Source organism: Marinospirillum sp., assembly GCF_014859565.1.
On the sequence record NZ_JACUUA010000063.1, the window covers coordinates 1 to 17,100 of the forward strand.

At 49.7% G+C, this 17,100-nt stretch carries 11 protein-coding genes; all 11 read left to right on the forward strand.

All coding sequences use genetic code 11. The features are described 5' to 3' along the window. Window positions 1–218: enoyl-CoA hydratase-related protein (locus IBX50_RS09830; RefSeq protein ID WP_292255466.1), on the forward strand; the 218-nt coding region annotated here is incomplete at its 5' end. Window positions 219–463: 245 nt separating this feature from the next. Then, entirely contained in the window at window positions 464–1,078 is a 615-nt protein-coding gene (locus tag IBX50_RS09835; RefSeq protein ID WP_292255467.1) for a DUF1819 family protein, read from the forward strand. A 17-nt stretch (window positions 1,079–1,095) separates the two neighbouring features. Continuing rightward, the gene (locus tag IBX50_RS09840; RefSeq protein ID WP_366930706.1) at window positions 1,096–1,686 is read left to right on the forward strand and encodes a DUF1788 domain-containing protein; all 591 of its coding nucleotides are present in this window, start codon (window positions 1,096–1,098) and stop codon (window positions 1,684–1,686) included. A 29-nt stretch (window positions 1,687–1,715) separates the two neighbouring features. After that, the gene (gene brxC, locus IBX50_RS09845; protein WP_292255471.1) at window positions 1,716–5,267 is read left to right on the forward strand and encodes a BREX system P-loop protein BrxC; all 3,552 of its coding nucleotides are present in this window, start codon (window positions 1,716–1,718) and stop codon (window positions 5,265–5,267) included. Beyond that, on the forward strand, window positions 5,264–6,319 hold the full coding sequence (locus IBX50_RS09850; RefSeq protein ID WP_292255472.1) for an AAA family ATPase: 1,056 nt from the start codon (window positions 5,264–5,266) through the stop codon (window positions 6,317–6,319). Before brxC ends, IBX50_RS09850 begins: the two co-directional genes overlap by 4 nt. Beyond that, complete coding sequence (locus IBX50_RS09855; RefSeq protein ID WP_292255473.1) at window positions 6,316–6,843, forward strand: hypothetical protein; 528 nt, start codon at window positions 6,316–6,318, stop codon at window positions 6,841–6,843. Before IBX50_RS09850 ends, IBX50_RS09855 begins: the two co-directional genes overlap by 4 nt. Before the next feature lie 5 nt (window positions 6,844–6,848). Beyond that, complete coding sequence (pglX, locus tag IBX50_RS09860) at window positions 6,849–10,412, forward strand: BREX-1 system adenine-specific DNA-methyltransferase PglX (RefSeq protein ID WP_292255475.1); 3,564 nt, start codon at window positions 6,849–6,851, stop codon at window positions 10,410–10,412. Window positions 10,413–10,415: 3 nt separating this feature from the next. Further along, the gene (locus IBX50_RS09865; RefSeq protein ID WP_292255477.1) at window positions 10,416–11,483 is read left to right on the forward strand and encodes a PDDEXK nuclease domain-containing protein; all 1,068 of its coding nucleotides are present in this window, start codon (window positions 10,416–10,418) and stop codon (window positions 11,481–11,483) included. Further along, window positions 11,480–12,694, forward strand: a complete 1,215-nt coding sequence (locus IBX50_RS09870) for a Shedu immune nuclease family protein (protein WP_292255478.1) — start codon at window positions 11,480–11,482, stop codon at window positions 12,692–12,694. Before IBX50_RS09865 ends, IBX50_RS09870 begins: the two co-directional genes overlap by 4 nt. Next, on the forward strand, window positions 12,691–15,204 hold the full coding sequence (gene pglZ / locus IBX50_RS09875; RefSeq protein WP_292255479.1) for a BREX-1 system phosphatase PglZ type A: 2,514 nt from the start codon (window positions 12,691–12,693) through the stop codon (window positions 15,202–15,204). Before IBX50_RS09870 ends, pglZ begins: the two co-directional genes overlap by 4 nt. A gap of 28 nt (window positions 15,205–15,232) precedes the next feature. Then, a partial coding sequence (gene brxL / locus IBX50_RS09880; protein ID WP_292255480.1) for a BREX system Lon protease-like protein BrxL occupies window positions 15,233–17,100 on the forward strand: 1,868 nt, incomplete at its 3' end.

Below are 17,100 nucleotides of genomic sequence, written 5' to 3' on the forward strand. Positions count from 1 at the left end.
TTGCTGAAGCATTAAAAACAGCAGAAGTGATCGCTGCCCAGTCACGCCCGGTGACCCTGATGATCCGTGAAGCCGTGGATCAGGCTTATGAAACGAGCCTGGCTGCCGGGTTGAAGTTTGAACGTCGTGCCTTTCAGAGCAGTTTTGCCTTTGAAGACCGGAGCGAAGGCATGCAAGCCTTTGTAGAAAAACGCGCGCCAAACTTCCGTAACCGTTGAAAATTTGCCCTGAAACACGTTAAATCCATCCTTCGCGCAACAGTTTTTTCATACTCTGTAACACCGAAGGATGGCTTTACACCAATGCAACCCCAAGAACTGCTGCAAGCATTTTGTAGATTGGCATCTGCTGCACACCACTGCCAGCAAGTATCACCTCGGTATCATCCCTCTGTCCTTCAAAACTCCATCAACACCCCGCGCCGGTGGGTTGATCCGTATGTGAGAAAGGAACCCTGCCTGCAATGAGTAACGCTAAATACAGCATGTCATTTACAACGGGCAGCCTCTTTCACCATGAATCGGTGAAGCTTGCGGAGCTGTATCTTGAACTCGGCGACTGGCGCAGTGTTCGAGACAAGGTTGTCGCCGATAACTTACTGCAATCCAGAACACAGAGTACGCTCAAACGCATTTGTCGCGAAGTCATTTCTCGGCTTAGAACGCTAACGCAAAACACACTGGAATTTCTTATTACAGCCAGTCATCAGGAGCAGGCATACCTCTTGTGGCTAGCGATCTGTCATCGTTACCCATTCATTGCGGATTTTGCCGTCGAAGTGCTTCGAGAGCGTTATATTACCCTGAAAAGTGACCTAACCCACGAGGATTTTGATTCATTCTTTGATCAGAAAGCAGAATGGCACTTGGAATTGGATCAGATCACCCCAGCGACACGAAAAAAAATACGGCAGGTTCTGTTTCGGCTTTTGCGCGAGGCAGACCTTTTAACAGGCGATAACAGGATCCATGCTGCCCTGCTCAGTCCACAACTATTGCAGATCATCCATCAAGGCAGTCACAGGGAAGTTTTATACCTCCCTATCTTTGAATCCGAACTGAAGGAGATGAGGCGGTGACAGCAGACCTAGCTAAAATGCCGATGCAGGACAGATTCCAGCATCTCTTTACTGTGATATCAGGCCAGCGATTTCTCAATAAGCAAGGTCTTGGTAACGAGGTTCCATTTTTTATCTGCCCCTACAAGCCGGAAGAGTCTGTCGAAATGGTGCGAATCCAGCGTCAACTGATCAATCGCCTTGAGCAAGATGGTATTCGGATTCTGGAGATCAATCTGTATGACCTTTCGCTAGAAATTCTCAGCAAGGAAGGTGATCTAGACTGGATTCTTGAGCACGAACAGAATCACCCAAAAACCAAACTAAAAGAAGAACTTCAAGGCATCCTAGATGTAGAAACGGTGATAATCTCCACCCTTGCGACCAAGCTGTTACGCACTGATTTTGACGTTCTTTTTCTCTCTGGTGTTGGCGAGGTGTTTCCCTACATCCGATCGCATAATGTCTTGAACAACTTGCAAAGCACCGCAAAAGAAAAGCCAACCGTCATGTTTTTCCCAGGAGACTACACCCACTCCCTAGAGTCTGGTGCATCACTTGATCTTTTCGGAAGGCTGCATGATGACAAATACTACCGAGCATTCAATATCTTTCACTGTGAAGCCTGAACTGAACATCAAAAGACGAGGGAAGCGTGATGACTCTTAAAACCATTTTTAACAAACCCGTTGACCGCCCGATAGAAGGGGTCATCAAAGCGGATGATGAGGCCAGCCTACTTCTGGAAATTGAAGAATACGTACTGACCAACGAGGTGGAAAAGCAGCTGGCGTCTTTTCTGGATGCCTATAACAACTATGAAGGTGCCAATGGTGTTTGGGTTTCCGGCTTCTTTGGGTCAGGTAAATCCCACCTGCTGAAGATGCTGGCATTGTTGCTAGAAAACCGGCAGATCAACGGAACCTATGCACTTGATCTGTTCTTGCCCAAATGTGGTGACAACGAAATCCTTCGGGGTGATCTCAAGCGAGCCGTTGCCATTCCGTCGAAAAGCATACTGTTTAACATCGACCAGAAAGCGGACGTTATCAGCAAGACGCAGATTGATGCGCTTCTCGCCGTTTTTGTTAAGGTATTTGATGAAGCCTGCGGCTACTATGGCAAGCAACCCTATATCGCACAATTTGAGCGTGAACTGGATCGAGACGACCTCCTGCAACCTTTCATACAAGAGTTTGCAGCCATCGCAGGCAAGCCTTGGGAATGGGGTCGCAGCCGCCCGACACGAATAGCAGAACAGGCTGACCAGGCATTTAACAACGTTACAAAGCAGCAACAAAAAGAAGTGCTCGACAAATATCGGCTGGACTATCGTCTATCTATCGAAGACTTTGCTGAACAGGTGCATGACTACATTGAGCAACAAGTGTCACAGGGCAAGCAAAAAGACTTTCGCCTGAACTTCTTTGTTGATGAAGTGGGTCAGTACATTGCTGAAAATGTCAAGCTGATGACCAACTTGCAAACCATTGCTGAAAGCCTCGCCACCAAATGCCGAGGCCGGGCATGGGTCATCGTGACCGCTCAGGAAGACATGGGAAGTGTTGTTGGCGAAATGGGCAAACAACAAGGCAACGACTTTACCAAAATTCAGGCGCGTTTTGCCAATCGCATGAAATTGACCAGCGCCGACGTGGCAGAAGTGATCCAGAAGCGCCTACTCACAAAAACAGAAGACGGTGTTGGTCTACTCTCGGACATTTATCACGCACAATCCAACAATTTCAAAACCCTGTTCGATTTTGCTGACGGCTCACAAACCTACCGCAATTTTCAGGATCGAGAGCATTTCATTCACAGCTATCCGTTTATCCCCTACCAGTTCGCGCTGTTCCAATCAGCCATTCAGAACCTATCACAGCATAATGCCTTTGAAGGCAAACACAGCTCTGTGGGTGAGCGCTCCATGCTGGGCGTGTTCCAACAGGTGGCGATTCAGATCGGGGATCATGAAATCGGCCAGCTGGCAACCTTCGACCTGATGTTCGAAGGCATACGCACCGCGCTGAAGTCCAATATCCAGCGAGCCATAATTCAGGCAGAAAACCACCTGGGTGCCCCCTTCGCGTTACAAATGTTGAAAACCCTCTTCCTCATCAAATACGTCAAGGAGTTCAAGCCGACCCTTCGCAACCTGTGCGTGCTGATGCTCGACCGCTTCAACCAAGATTTGCCGGTACTGAAAAAACGTGTCGAAGAAGCTCTTAACCTCTTGGAGCAGCAGACCTACATCCAGCGCAACGGCGAACTTTACGAATACCTGACTGATGAAGAAAAAGACGTCGAGCAGGAAATTAAGAACACCGAAGTTGAAACCACGGATGTTGCCGCCGAGCTTGAAAAAATTATCTTTGAACAGGTCATCAAGCAACGCAAGATACGATACAGCGATGCGGCATCAAAGGATCAGGGGCAGGACTACCCCTTCTCCAGAAAGCTTGATGATCGCCTGCATGGGCGCGAGTATGAGCTGACGATTCATGTGATCAGCCCGTTCCATGAACATGCAGAAAACGAGCAGATGCTGCGAACCAGCTCAACCTATAAACAGGACGAACTATTGGTTGTCATGCCCGCAGATGAACGAATGATGCGTGACCTTCTAATGTACAAACGGACAGAAAAATACATCCGTCAGAACATTTCGATCACCCAGCAAGAAGCAGTAAAACGCATCCTGACCGACAAGGGTTTCCAGAATCGGGAACGCTACGCTGAGCTGCAACAGCGTATTCAGAATCAACTAGGCAAAGCCAAGCTGTTTGTAGCAGGTGCCGAGATCGAGAGCGGCTCAGAGGATGCCCAGACCCGGGTGCTGCGTGGCTTCCATGATTTGATCAGCTGCGCTTACCCCAACCTGCGTATGCTGCGTGGCATCAACTACACAGAAAAGGACATCGCCACCTGTTTGCAAGCCGCAGGTGATGGCCTCTTTGGTAATGATGCCACCGCCCTTGCTGAATCTGAGCAGGAGCTGCTGGCCTTTATCCAGAGCAATAATCGCAGTGGTGTACGCACAACCCTGAAGAGCCTGCTGGAAAAATTCGAACGCAAACCCTACGGTTGGAACTACGCTGCTGTACTTTGCACTTTGGCTCACCTCTGTGCTCGCGGCAAGGTTGAGGTTCGCAGCGATGGCAACCTGCTGGAAGATGCCGAGCTGGAACGGGCGCTGTGTAATACTCATGGTCATGGCAATCTGGTGCTGGAGCCCCAGGTTGAATTTACCGCATCACAGACCCGTGCCCTAAAAGAACTCTTTGAAGACTTCTTTGATACCCCGCCTCGCAGCAGTGAAGCAAAGGCACTGGGCAAGGAAACCGGCACGGCACTTCAGGAGCTCATGCAACAGCTTAACCTGCTGGCAGCACAGACGCCCCAGTATCCATTCTTGAGCGCCCTCACCCCGGTATTGGAAAAACTCAAGGAGCTGAGCGGCAAGCCCTACACCTGGCACCTAACCGAACTTACCCGCCAGGAAGAAAACCTGCTGGACATGAAAGAAAGTGTGATTGACCCTATTCGCAAATTCATGAGTGGCTCACAGAAAGACATCTTTGATCGTGCCCGCAGTTTAGTGCAAAACCTGAAAACCAATTTTTCATATATTGAAGGTGATGAAGCCGCAGCACTGGAACATTTGCTCAAGGATGTCAGCTGCTTTAAAGGAAATAAGATTCAGCAAATCAATAGCCTGCTGGATCATGTAAAACAGCAGGTGAATGAAAAACTGCAACAAGCCCGAGAGCATGCACTGAACACCCTGCATCAAATGCAAGCAAGGATGCAGAAAACCGATGAATATCAAAAACTACCTGATGCCCGCAGAGCTGAACTGGATAAACCCTTTGCTGACTTGGCACAATTCATCGAAGAGCAACAGCTGATTGCCGTAATCAACGACCGCTTGCGATACTTTGAAGATCAGGGTTATCAAACACTGCTGGGAAAAATGGTTGAAATCGCAACACCTAAACCAGCAACCATGAATGTCGGTGAGCCTTCTGTTACAACTGAGAGGCCAACCCCGCCACCCATGCCGCGTATTGAAACCATCAACACCCGGCAAATTCGCGTCTCCTATGACAAAGCTTGGCTGACCGACGAAACCGATGTAGAACGCTACCTGGAGTCCATGCGCGAGGCGCTGCTGGAAGAAATCCGCAAAGGAAAAAGGATTCAAATATGATCGAGCGTCTTGAACTGAAAAACCTCACGGTCTTCACCGGCCTGACACTGGAGCTCTCGCCCAAAATCAATGTGATCATCGGCGAGAACGGTACTGGAAAAACCCACCTGCTCAAGGCAGCCTATGGGCTTTGCGCCGGTGCACCCCTGTTTAAGAACAAGCCCAGGGTCAGCGACGATGAGCTTGAAGCAGCGCTGACCGCCAAGCTGCTGCGCCTTTTTATGCCGCTGGACGACAAGCTCGGCAAGATGCATCGCCAGGGCGCAACCGACCAGGCCTATCTGTCGGCCCGATTCGCGGGGGGGCAGAAGATTGCTGCGACCTTCTTCAACAACTCGAAGGCGCTGGCCATTCATGATCACACTAACTATGAGCAGTACCAATCCGAGGCGGTATTCATCCCGACCAAGGAAGTTCTCTCGTTCATGAAAGGATTCAACAGCTTATACGAAAAATACGGGCTCTCCTTTGATCAGACCTATCAGGATATCTGCCTGCTATTGGATCTCCCCGAGGTTCGCCCGGAAACTCTGCATGAAAAATCCAAATGGGCCATGGCCGAGATCGAAGGCATCTGCGGTGGACGTTTCGTTTTCTATGGCGGCGGCAAGGTTACCTTCAAGACCGAGACTGCCGAATACTCCGCCAATTCCATGGCCGAGGGTTTTCGCAAGGCGGGGATACTCTCCCGCCTGCTCGAAACCGGCGCGATCCAGCCCGGTGTTAGCGGCCCGCTGTTCTGGGATGAGCCAGAATCCAACTTGAATCCTAAGCTGATGAAGCTGCTCGTGCAGATCCTACTGGAGCTGTCGCGCAACGGCCAGCAGATCATTCTGGCGACCCATGATTACTTCCTACTCAAATGGCTGGATCTCGAAACGAGCAAGACAGACCACGTTCTCTACCACGCGCTTTACCGAGGGGCGAACGGAGAGATATGCGTGGAAAGCGCTGAAGACTATCGCTCGATTTCCCCAAATGCTATCGCAGACACCTTCAACGACCTGACCAAGCAACAGGTAAACAAGAAAATGGGAGGGTTGGGGAAGTGAAGTTACGGGAAAGAGATATTGAGATCGAGTTTACCGATGCCATTGATGCCTTGGTGTTCGATCAAATGAAGGCAGACCAACCCAATTATCACGGCATTGGTGAAATGCACCGTGTCGATTTTGTCGTCGAGTTTGCAGAAGCCATCGTCTTTGTTGAAGTGAAGGATCCAGGAAACCCCAAGGCACAGGAAAAAGGCCTGAAGAAGTTTCAGAAGGAATTAAATAACGGCACCCTAAGCGCAACCTTCGCATCAAAATTTATAGACAGTTTTTTTTATCGTTGGGCAGAAGATAGACTGTCCAAGACGACCCACTACCTAAGTCTGGTGACGCTCGAAAGTGAGTTGCTGCCGAATTTATCAGATGAGATAGCAGGCAAGCTCTCTCCATGCGGAAAAAGCTCACCTCGGTGGCAAAGACACCCTGTCCAGAACTGTCAGGTCTTTAACATCCAGACATGGAATGAAAACTTCCCCAAGTGGCCGGTTACTCGCTTGACCAATACTTCAACAGCCGGATTATAAATAAGATGGAAACACTTAAGTTAAAGCGATTCGCTCAATATGCCCGCCGCAGCCTGATTGAACAGGTTCGCAGCAAGTTAGAGCGGGTGTTAAACAATGAAAGCACCGCCCGCCGCGAGCGCCCAACAGCAGTAAAAAAACTGGAAGAAGCCATCCAGCACAGCAATAAAGAGCAACTGATCGAGCGGGTGGCCTACATCTGGTTCAACCGCTTTTGCGCCCTGCGTTTTATGGATGTAAACCGCTATAACCGCGTGAATCTTGTCTCACCTGCCGACCCTGGACAATTCCAGCCAGAGCTACTGGCCGAAGCCAAGATGGGGCATATTGATGAAGACCTAGTACCAGAGAGCACCCGTCAGCAGGTGTTTGCATTGCTTGATGGCAAAGCCCCCAGCCATGATCCGCAGGGCGAAGCTTACCGCCTGCTGGTGGTGGCCGCCTGCAACCACTGGAACAAGGCGATGCCGTTTTTGTTTCAGTACATTGATGACTACACCGAACTGCTGATGCCCGACGACCTGCTCTCGGGCAACTCCATTCTTGCCTACACCCGCGAGGCGATGACCCCGGATGCCTGCGTGGATGTCGAGGTCATTGGTTGGCTCTACCAGTTTTATATTGCCGAGAAAAAAGACGCCGTGTTCGACGGCCTGAAAAAAAACCAGAAAATCACGCCCGAAAACATCCCGGCTGCCACCCAGTTGTTTACCCCGCACTGGATCGTGCGCTACCTGGTAGAAAACTCCCTCGGTCGCCTGTGGTTACTGAACCGCCCGAACTCGAAGCTGGTCGAGCAGATGGAGTACTATATTGCTCCCGCGCAGCCGGAAACCGACTTTTTAAACATCAGCAGCCCGGAAGAAATCAAAATCTGCGACCCAGCCTGCGGCTCCGGCCACATGCTCACCTATGCCTTTGATTTGCTCTATGCCATCTACGAGGAAGAAGGCTACGAACCCGCCGAGATTCCCGAAAAAATCCTCACCCACAACCTTTACGGCATCGAGATCGACGAACGTGCCGGAGAGCTGGCGGCCTTTGCCTTGATCATGAAAGCAGCGGCGCAATACAAAGGAGCCAGACAACGGCGGTTCTTCAACAAGGGCATCAAGCCGAATATTTGTGTACTGGAAAAGGTGTCTTTCCACACTGATGAGTTGAAGGAATACATGGATTTTGTTGGGCGCGACCTATTCACCGCGCCGCTGCAAACCACCCTTCAGCAATTTGAAGAGGCCGACAACTTCGGCTCGCTGATCCGCCCGGATGCCACCGACGTGGAGGAAATACGCCGAACGCTGGAAGCTAAAGATGTTTCCGGGCAGTTGTTCCTGAGTGACATGCACCAAAGAGCGCTGCAAGCCCTGCGGCAGGCCGATTACCTCAGCCCCAAATACCATGTGGTGATTGCGAATCCGCCGTATATGGGGGGTAAAAGCATGAGTGGCCGATTGGCGGCTTGGCTAAAAGATAATTACCCAGATGTAAAGTCCGACCTGTTCTCAGCCTTTATCGTTCGCAATGCAGAGCTGGCGATTCATAAGGGTCAGCTTGGCTTTATGTCCCCCTTTGTCTGGATGTTCATCTCATCATATGAAAAGTTGCGTAGCTTTCTGATCAATCAAAAAACAATTACTTCATTGGTGCAGCTTGAGTATTCAGGATTTGAAGGTGCAACGGTGCCAATTTGTACTTTTACTGTTGAAAACGCTCACCATCCTGAATTCAAAGGCGGGTATGTGCGTCTATCCGATTTTCGTGGTTCAGTAAATCAAGCCCCGAAAACATTGGAAGCCATCAAAAATCATAATTGCGGCTGGTTTTACCGCGCTTCCGCTTCTGATTTTTTAAAAATATCTGGGAGTCCAATTGCCTATTGGATAAGCGAACGTATTAGAAAGCTATTCGCTCAGTGTAAAAGTCTAGGCGAAGTCGGCACCCCAAGACTGGGTATGGCTACTGGAAACAATGATATTTATGTTCGGAATTGGCCTGAAGTGTCAATTGAATATGTAGGCTTAGGGTGCCAATCAAGACTGCTTGCGCAAAAGTCATCCAAGAAGTGGTTTCCTTACAATAAGGGCGGACCATTTAGGCGATGGTACGGAAATAACGACAATCTAGTTAATTGGGAAAATGATGGTGACGCATTGCAGAATACATTGCATCCATCAGGAAATCGTGTATGGGCTCACAATTTCAATCTTGACTATATATTCAAACCCTGCCTAACATTTACGGCAACAAGCTCATCATATTTCGGTATTCGGTATTCCAATGAAGGTTTTTTGTTTGACAACAAAGGCTCATCTTATTTTACGGAAACGAAAAATCTACTGCCTATTCTTGGATTTCTTGCTTCCAAACCGGCCACGCAAATATTGAAGGCTATTAATCCAACTATAGAATTTCAGCCCGGTAACATTTCTGTCTTGCCGTTTGCCGAGGATGTGGTTTCCACAAACACAAATGAACGAATATCTAAGATAGTTGGAATATCAAAGGAAGACTGGGACGCTTACGAAACCTCATGGGACTTCACTACCCTGCCGCTGCTAAATCCCAACTACCGTCAGCCAACGCTGAAGGCCACCTACCAGAAGCTCCGCGCCCACTGGCGGGAGATGACGCTGGAGATGCAGCGGCTGGAGCAAGAGAACAACCGCATCTTTATTGATGCCTACGGCCTGCAAGATGAGCTGACGCCCGAGGTGCCACTGAAGGAAATCACCCTGACTTGCAACCCGCATTACCGCTACGGCGGCGACAAGAGCGAGGAGGAGTTGGAGGCGCTGCTGCTGGCCGACACCCTGCGCGAGTTGGTGAGTTATGCGGTCGGCTGCATGTTTGGTCGTTATGCACTGGACAAGCCGGGGCTGATCCTCGCCAATCAGGGTGAGACCATCGAGGACTACCTGAAGCAGTTGCCTGAGCCGAGTTTTATGCCGGATGCAGATAATGTGATTCCGATGCTGGATGGCGACTGGTTTACCGACGACATCACTGAGCGTTTCCGCCAGTTCCTGCGCGTGGCTTTGGGTGAGGCGCACTACGAAGAAAACCTGCGGTTCGTTGAGCAAGGGCTGAACCTCAAGGGCAAGCGCAATTATGGCATCCGCGATTATTTTCTGGGCGAGTTCTATGCAGACCATGTGAAACGCTACAAAAAACGCCCCATCTACTGGCTGTTCTCCAGTGGCTCAGGCAAATCCGGGAGCAGCTTCAACGCGCTGATTTATATGCACCGCTACCGCGCAGACACCGCCAGTGTGGTACTCAACGACTACCTGCGTGAATTCCGCACCAAACTCACTGCCCACAAGAGCCAACTGGAAGCCGTCAGTATCAGCGCCAGCGCCACCCCGGCAGAAAAAACCAAAGCACTCAAGGAAATCGAAAAAACCAGTAAAATGATCCTTGAGCTGGAAGACTACGAACGCGAAGTGCTTTACCCCTTGGCGACGGAACAAATCGAGATTGATCTCGACGACGGTGTCAAGGCCAACTACCCCAAGCTCGGCACAGCCCTGAAGAAGATCGTCGGCCTGGATGCGAAAGAGGATTAACGCATGAAATCGTCTAGGCTCATCGCCAATACCGACTACGCAAACTGGTTAAAGCAGATCAAGCAGCGAATTCATTCCGTGCGAATGAAGGTTGCGTTGGCAGCGAACGGTGAGCTGATCCGGTTTTATTGGGAGTTGGGATCGCAAATTGCCGATAAGCAGACCCACAGTCAGTGGGGCGATAAACTCATCCCACAGCTGTCAAGGGATCTGAACAAAGCCTTTCCAGATATGAGAGGACTATCAACCTCCAACCTCAAGTATTGTCTACGTTTTTTTCAGTTTTACGCCGACACCCACGCTAAGACGGAATTTGGTCAACAGCCTGTTGACCAAATTCCGTGGGGGCACAATATCCTGATCTTTACCAAGTGTAGCAGTGTCGCTGAGGCGGCTTTCTATATTGCGCAGACTATCGAGCAGGGCTGGAGCCGCGATGTTCTGGCGCTACAGATCAAATCTAAACTGTACGACCGGGCGGGCAAGGCAGTGACCAATTTTTCCCATACCTTGCCTGCTCCGCAATCCGATCTCGCACAGCAGACGCTGAAAGATCCGTACACCTTCGATTTCATGTCCATGACGGTGCCTTACAACGAGCGGGATGTGGAGCGGCAGCTCACCCAACACATCACCCAATTTCTGCTGGAGCTGGGCAAGGGTTTTGCCTTCATCGGGCGTCAGTACCATCTTGAAATCGCAGGAAACGACTACTACATCGATCTGCTCTTCTATCACGTTACGTTGAAATGCTATGTGGTTGTTGAGCTCAAAAACCGCAAATTCACCCCCGAATACGCCGGCAAGCTCAATTTCTACCTATCGGCGGTAGACAGCCTGCTCAAGCGCGACGACGACCAACCCACCATCGGCCTGCTGTTATGCCGCGACAAGAATAATATCGAGGTGGAGTTTGCCCTGCGCGACATGAACAAGCCGATGGGGGTGAGTGAATATACTCTCCTCGAAACCTTACCAGACAACCTGAAGGGAGCACTGCCGACGGTGGAGGAGATTGAGCAGGATTTGCAGCAATTGCAGGCACAAGATGAACCGGAGGGTGAATCTTGATCCGGCTTTCCAAACAGAATAGCCAGCTGTTACTGACTTATCAGGCTGACCGCTTCAATGATGCGCGGTGGCTCGATGACAAGCTGCAAGAAGATGGTGAAGTGACCCTGCGCCGTACTTTTACTTTTACATCCGCTGATTTGCTTGTCCAACAAGAACCATCTGATGATGAGCGTGTGTTTCTACTGGGTGTTTTAGAAGGCGGCTACTACAAAATCGGCAAGGATATTCTTGGCATAAAGCACGACCTCTTGCTTGACGGCGACATGGAGATTGAGCCGAAGTCGTTCATTGCACAACGGGACATTTCTGTATTTCGTAAGATCGACGATCTGATTGACGAGCCCATTGTCGTGGGGGGCAATGAAGAAAGCGCCGTTCCGCTGGACGATTTTGAACTGTTGCTGAAAACATTCCCTACTAGCACGGAGTTGACCCACTACGCCAGAACCCGCATCGCTCGGGTACTCAAAGACTATTTCGGGACAATCTCGGATGCCGAGGGGAAATTAAATCAGTACTTGAATCGCAAGAATAAACTGCCTGCCCAATCCCGTGAGAGCATTGTTTCGAACTTCGAAGTGCAAAAGTTCGAGTATGTTCATTTTGAGCTGGAAGCGATGCTGTCCGAAGTTGACAGCTACTCTGAAAAGGATTGGCAAAAAAAGATATTAGCCCTGCTGTTATTTGTTTTCCCCAAGTACGTTGCCGTGCTTGAGAATGTTCACATCAAGGATTTTTACTCGAATCAATCCAAAGCCACCGACCGATACATCGACCTGATGCTGGTCGATGCCAACGGCAGTATCGACATCATCGAGGTCAAAAAGCCGTTTTCGAAAGCGTTGGTATCCCACCACAAATACCGTGACAACCATACCCCAAGAAAAGAGCTGGCCGGGTCGGTGATGCAGGCCGAGAAGTATCTGTTTCACCTCAATAAATGGGGCCACGCAGGTGAACAGGAAATCTACAACAAGCGCAAAGCCGAACTTCCCGCAGGAATCGAGCTGAAGATCACCAACCCAAAGGCAATGATCCTGCTCGGGCGCGACAACGACTTTGTTGGTCAGCAGCGTTTCGACTTTGAAATCATTCGGCGCAAATACGCCAACATGCTCGACATCATGACCTACGATGATCTGTTACGTCGGGTATCAAACATCATCGAAATGATGAAGCGCCAAAGTTCATCAGGGAGTACTACATGAACGACCGCATAGCTCAGGCTCTGACCAAACTCTTTGACCGACATCGGATTGTTTTCTGGTACGACGCCAGGCAGGATTTGCGAGCAGATTATGAAGCACTGGAGCTGCCGGGTGTGGAGAAGCTGGAGCTGCTTAACAATGAGTACGGCATTAAGTACCGCATACTGCGCCTACAGCCAGAGCAGAAGTTTTTGCTCTACCGTGAGGGTGCTCAACCTGCTGATCTGGATAACTGGCTGCTGGATGTGCAGCTGGCTCAGGGTGAATTTCGCACGGATCAGGTGGCGATCTGGCTGGCTGAGCTGGAACTTGGGTTGGAGTTTACTGAGCTGGTTAAAGGCCATGTTGAGTTTTTTCAGGCAATAAAACGCAAGGATGCCCTGAAGAGGCTATTAAAAGCCGATGACACCGCCGCACAGATACGCCTGAAGATGCTGGCGGTGTGTACGGGTAGTGAACCGCGCATGGATGCAGTGCTGGAAAACCTGCTTCAGGAGCTGGCAGAAAACCGTGAAGAGAAGTGTCGATTGCTTGAGCGCTGTCGCCTGGAGAGCTTTTTTTGGGAGCAGATGACACGCTGTTATGGCTATCAGTCCGACGAGCCGAGTATCCGTGATTTTGCCATCGAGCTATTTAAGTCTTGTTATGCGATGACTGCTGGCGGTAGGGATACGGATGAATCAGTGAGGTTGAGCGGTGATGCGCTGGTGTTTCTGAAACGCTGGAAGGATAGCCGTCAATTCGAAGAAGGTTTTGAAGCCCTTTCAGGGGAGTGCGCCGAGGTGCTCGGCATTGAGCAGGATCTGACTAAACGGGATTTCCGCGAGCTGGTGGAGTTGGATTATTTCCGCCTGATTGATCAGAAGATTGTCAGTGATCTGGTTCGAGCGGTGGCAGCTCGCACGGTCTCCAGCGGCGATGTGGCGATCTGGGTGCGGCAGCGGCGGCAAGGCCACTGGTATAAACAATACCACCACCTGTACGAAGCGGTTGATTTTGCCGCCCAGTTCATCCAAATGCTGGGTGAGGTCAAACTGGATATGACCAGTTTGGCAGAGGGTGTGCAGCGGTATAGTCATAGCTGGTATCGTCTGGATCAGCTGTATCGCAAATTTACCTATCATGTCCGCATGTCGAATCAGGCGTCTTTGATGGGCAGTTTGACCGATCAGATCGAAAACCTTTATTCCAACACCTACTTGCTCAAGCTAGGTGATCATTTCCAGACCTTTGTTGATAGGGCTTCTCGTTGGGATGCCTTTCCCGTAGGTTGTCAGAAGGATTTTTTTGAGCATTGGGTTCAGCCGTTCTTGCGTAAGGATAAGAAGGTTTGTGTCATTATTTCTGATGCCATGCGTTATGAAATCGGTGAAGAGCTGCTTGGTCTGGTTCGCCAGGAAGATCGCTACGCGGCTGAGTTGGAGCCGCTGCTTTCGATGCTGCCCAGCTACACCCAGTTGGGTATGGCGGCACTGCTGCCCAATAAAGCGCTTGCGATTGCTGATAATGAAACGGGCACCGTGCTTGTAGATGACCAAAGCTCTCAGGGTACGGCAAATCGCAGTAAAATCCTGCAAAAAGCCCTCCATGGTCGAGGCACAGCAATAACGGCAGAAGGCTTGATGCAGTTGGATCGAGATGCCAGCCGTGAGCTACTGAAGCATAACGATGTGCTGTACATTTACCATAATCGCATCGACCACACAGGCGATAAAATGCATTCCGAGGGACAGGCGTTTGAGGCGGCAGAACACACCTTGGAAGACATCATCAGGCTGATTAAGAAGCTGACCGCAGCCAATGCTAACAACATTCTAGTCACTGCCGATCATGGTTTTATCTACCAGCATCGTGCTCTGGAGGAGAGTGATTTCTCAAGTGTGGATGCCAAAGGCGAGGTGATCTTGTACCGGGATCGACGTTTTGTACTTGGAAAAGGGCTTAGCGATGCATCCAGCTTGTGCAAGTTCACACCAGAGCAACTGGGCCTTGTTGGTGAAGTGGAGGTGCAGCTTCCTAAGTCGATTAACCGTCTTCGCTTAAAAGGCTCTGGAAGTCGGTTTGTGCATGGTGGAGCAGCACTGCAAGAGGTGGTGATACCCGTACTCAAAATCAACAAAAAGCGCCAGAGCGACGTGACCTCTGTTGAGGTCGATATACTGCGTGGCGCCAGCTCAGTGATCACCTCTGGGCAGCTGGCTGTAACCCTGTACCAATCTGGGTCGGTGACTGACAAGATCCAGCCCCGTGTGTTGCGGGCAGGTATCTACACCGAGACCGGTGAACTGATCTCCGACTGTCATGACCTGACTTTTGATCTGACCTCGGATAATCCCAGAGAGCGTGAGCTGCAAGTGCGCTTTGTATTAACCCGTAAAGCCGATGATGCCAATGGGCAGGAAGTCGCACTGCGACTGGAAGAAAAACATGCCGGAACTTCACATTACAAGGAATACAAGTCACTCAGGTATATGATGCGACGATCATTTACCAGTGATTTTGATTTCTAAGACAAGGACTTTTAAGAGGGAATAAGCAGTGAGTGAGCTAGACCAGAAAATCAACACCCATTTCCCAGGGATGGTGGTTCGTAAAGACCTGGTAAAGATGGTCAAGGGTAACGCCATCGTTCCTTCTTATGTGCTGGAATACCTGCTGGGGCAGTATTGTGCCACTAATGATGAGCCGACCATCCAGACAGGTATCGAAACGGTCAAGGAAATTCTTGCCAAGCATTATGTGCACCGAAATGAAGCGGGATTAGTTCGCTCAAATATTAAAGAAAAAGGACGTTACAAAGTCATCGATAAAGTAACCGTCTCGCTGAACGACTCGCGTGATGTTTATGAGGGGGAGTTTGAGAATCTGGGTATCAAGAAGGTATTAGTTGATTCCGGCACCATCAAAAAGCATCCTCGGTTGCTGGTTGGTGGTGTCTGGTGTATTTGCGATATCGAATACGACTTCACGGAAGAGGGTCAGTCGACACCTTGGATTTTGGGTTCACTAAAACCGATTCAACTTTCTAGCCTTGATTACGATGCCTATATCGAAGGACGCAAGAAGTTCACCACAGAGGAGTGGATGGATTTATTGATGCAAAGCATTGGGCTGAACCCTGATGCCTTTGGGCGCAGAAGCAAGCTAACCCAGTTGGTGCGCTTGATCCCGTTCTGCGAGCGCAATTACAACCTGATGGAACTTGGCCCTAAAGGAACCGGTAAATCGCATGTCTATTCCGAGTTTTCTCCTCATGGAACTTTGGTGTCCGGTGGTGAGGCAACCTTGGCTAAGCTTTTCATAAACAATACAACTGGAAAGATAGGCTTAGTAGGCTATTGGGATGTAGTCGCCATGGACGAATTTGCTGGCAGTAGCAAGAAGCCAGATATCAAGCTTATTGATACTTTGAAGAACTACATGGCCAACAAATCGTTCAACCGTGGCACGGGGCCGCAGGGGGCTGAGGCTTCAATGGTGTTTATCGGCAATACTTCACAGAATGTGCCCTACATGCTGAAGCATGGGCATCTGTTCATGGATTTACCAGAAACCTATCGCAATGCTGATGGTCAGGCGATTCTGGATCGTCTTCACTGGTTTTTGCCTGGCTGGGAAATGGAGAATCTACGCAATCAGATGTTCTCATTCGGGTTTGGTTTTGTTGTGGACTACCTGGCTGAGGTGCTGCGCTTCCTTCGTAGTGATGATTTTTCTGCGCGTTACCAGGGGAAATGGACGTTATCTCACGACCTTTCCACCCGCGACAGGGATGCTATAAACAAAACCTTCTCCGGTTTGATGAAGATCTTGTTTCCTCATGGTCAAGCTTCCGACAGTGAAATGGAAGAGCTTCTTCGTTTTGCCATAGAAGGACGTAAACGGGTTAAAGACCAGTTGATGCGTATTGATAGCACCTATGCTCAGGTCAATTTTACTTACACAGACTCCTCCGGAAGCACAAAAAAAGTCACTACCCTTGAAGAGGAGATGTTTCCCGATGATTATTATCGAGCGGTTAACGACAGAGTGGTTAGGGATAAAGTAAAAGATCAACACTCTGATTTGATAGCAACAAGCAAGACCTTGATGCTTCATCAAGCGCTGTCAGATGCAGAACCAAAGCCTAGGGAGCAACATCTGACCTTTCAGGAAAATCAAAAAGGCGTTTCTTTTGACGCTCTGTTTGGCTGCTATTTCAAAGGTGTCTCTAGCATAATCATCACCGATCCTTATATCCGGCTGTTTTATCAGATACGAAACCTGATGGAATTGCTGGAAACCCTAGTCAGGTACAAGTCGCCCGATAATGAAGTTAAAGTGCATCTTGTTACAACAGAAGACGAGTTTAAAGGCGAGCAGCAAAAGGAAAACCTTGAAAAAATTAGAGCCTCTGCCAGCACAGT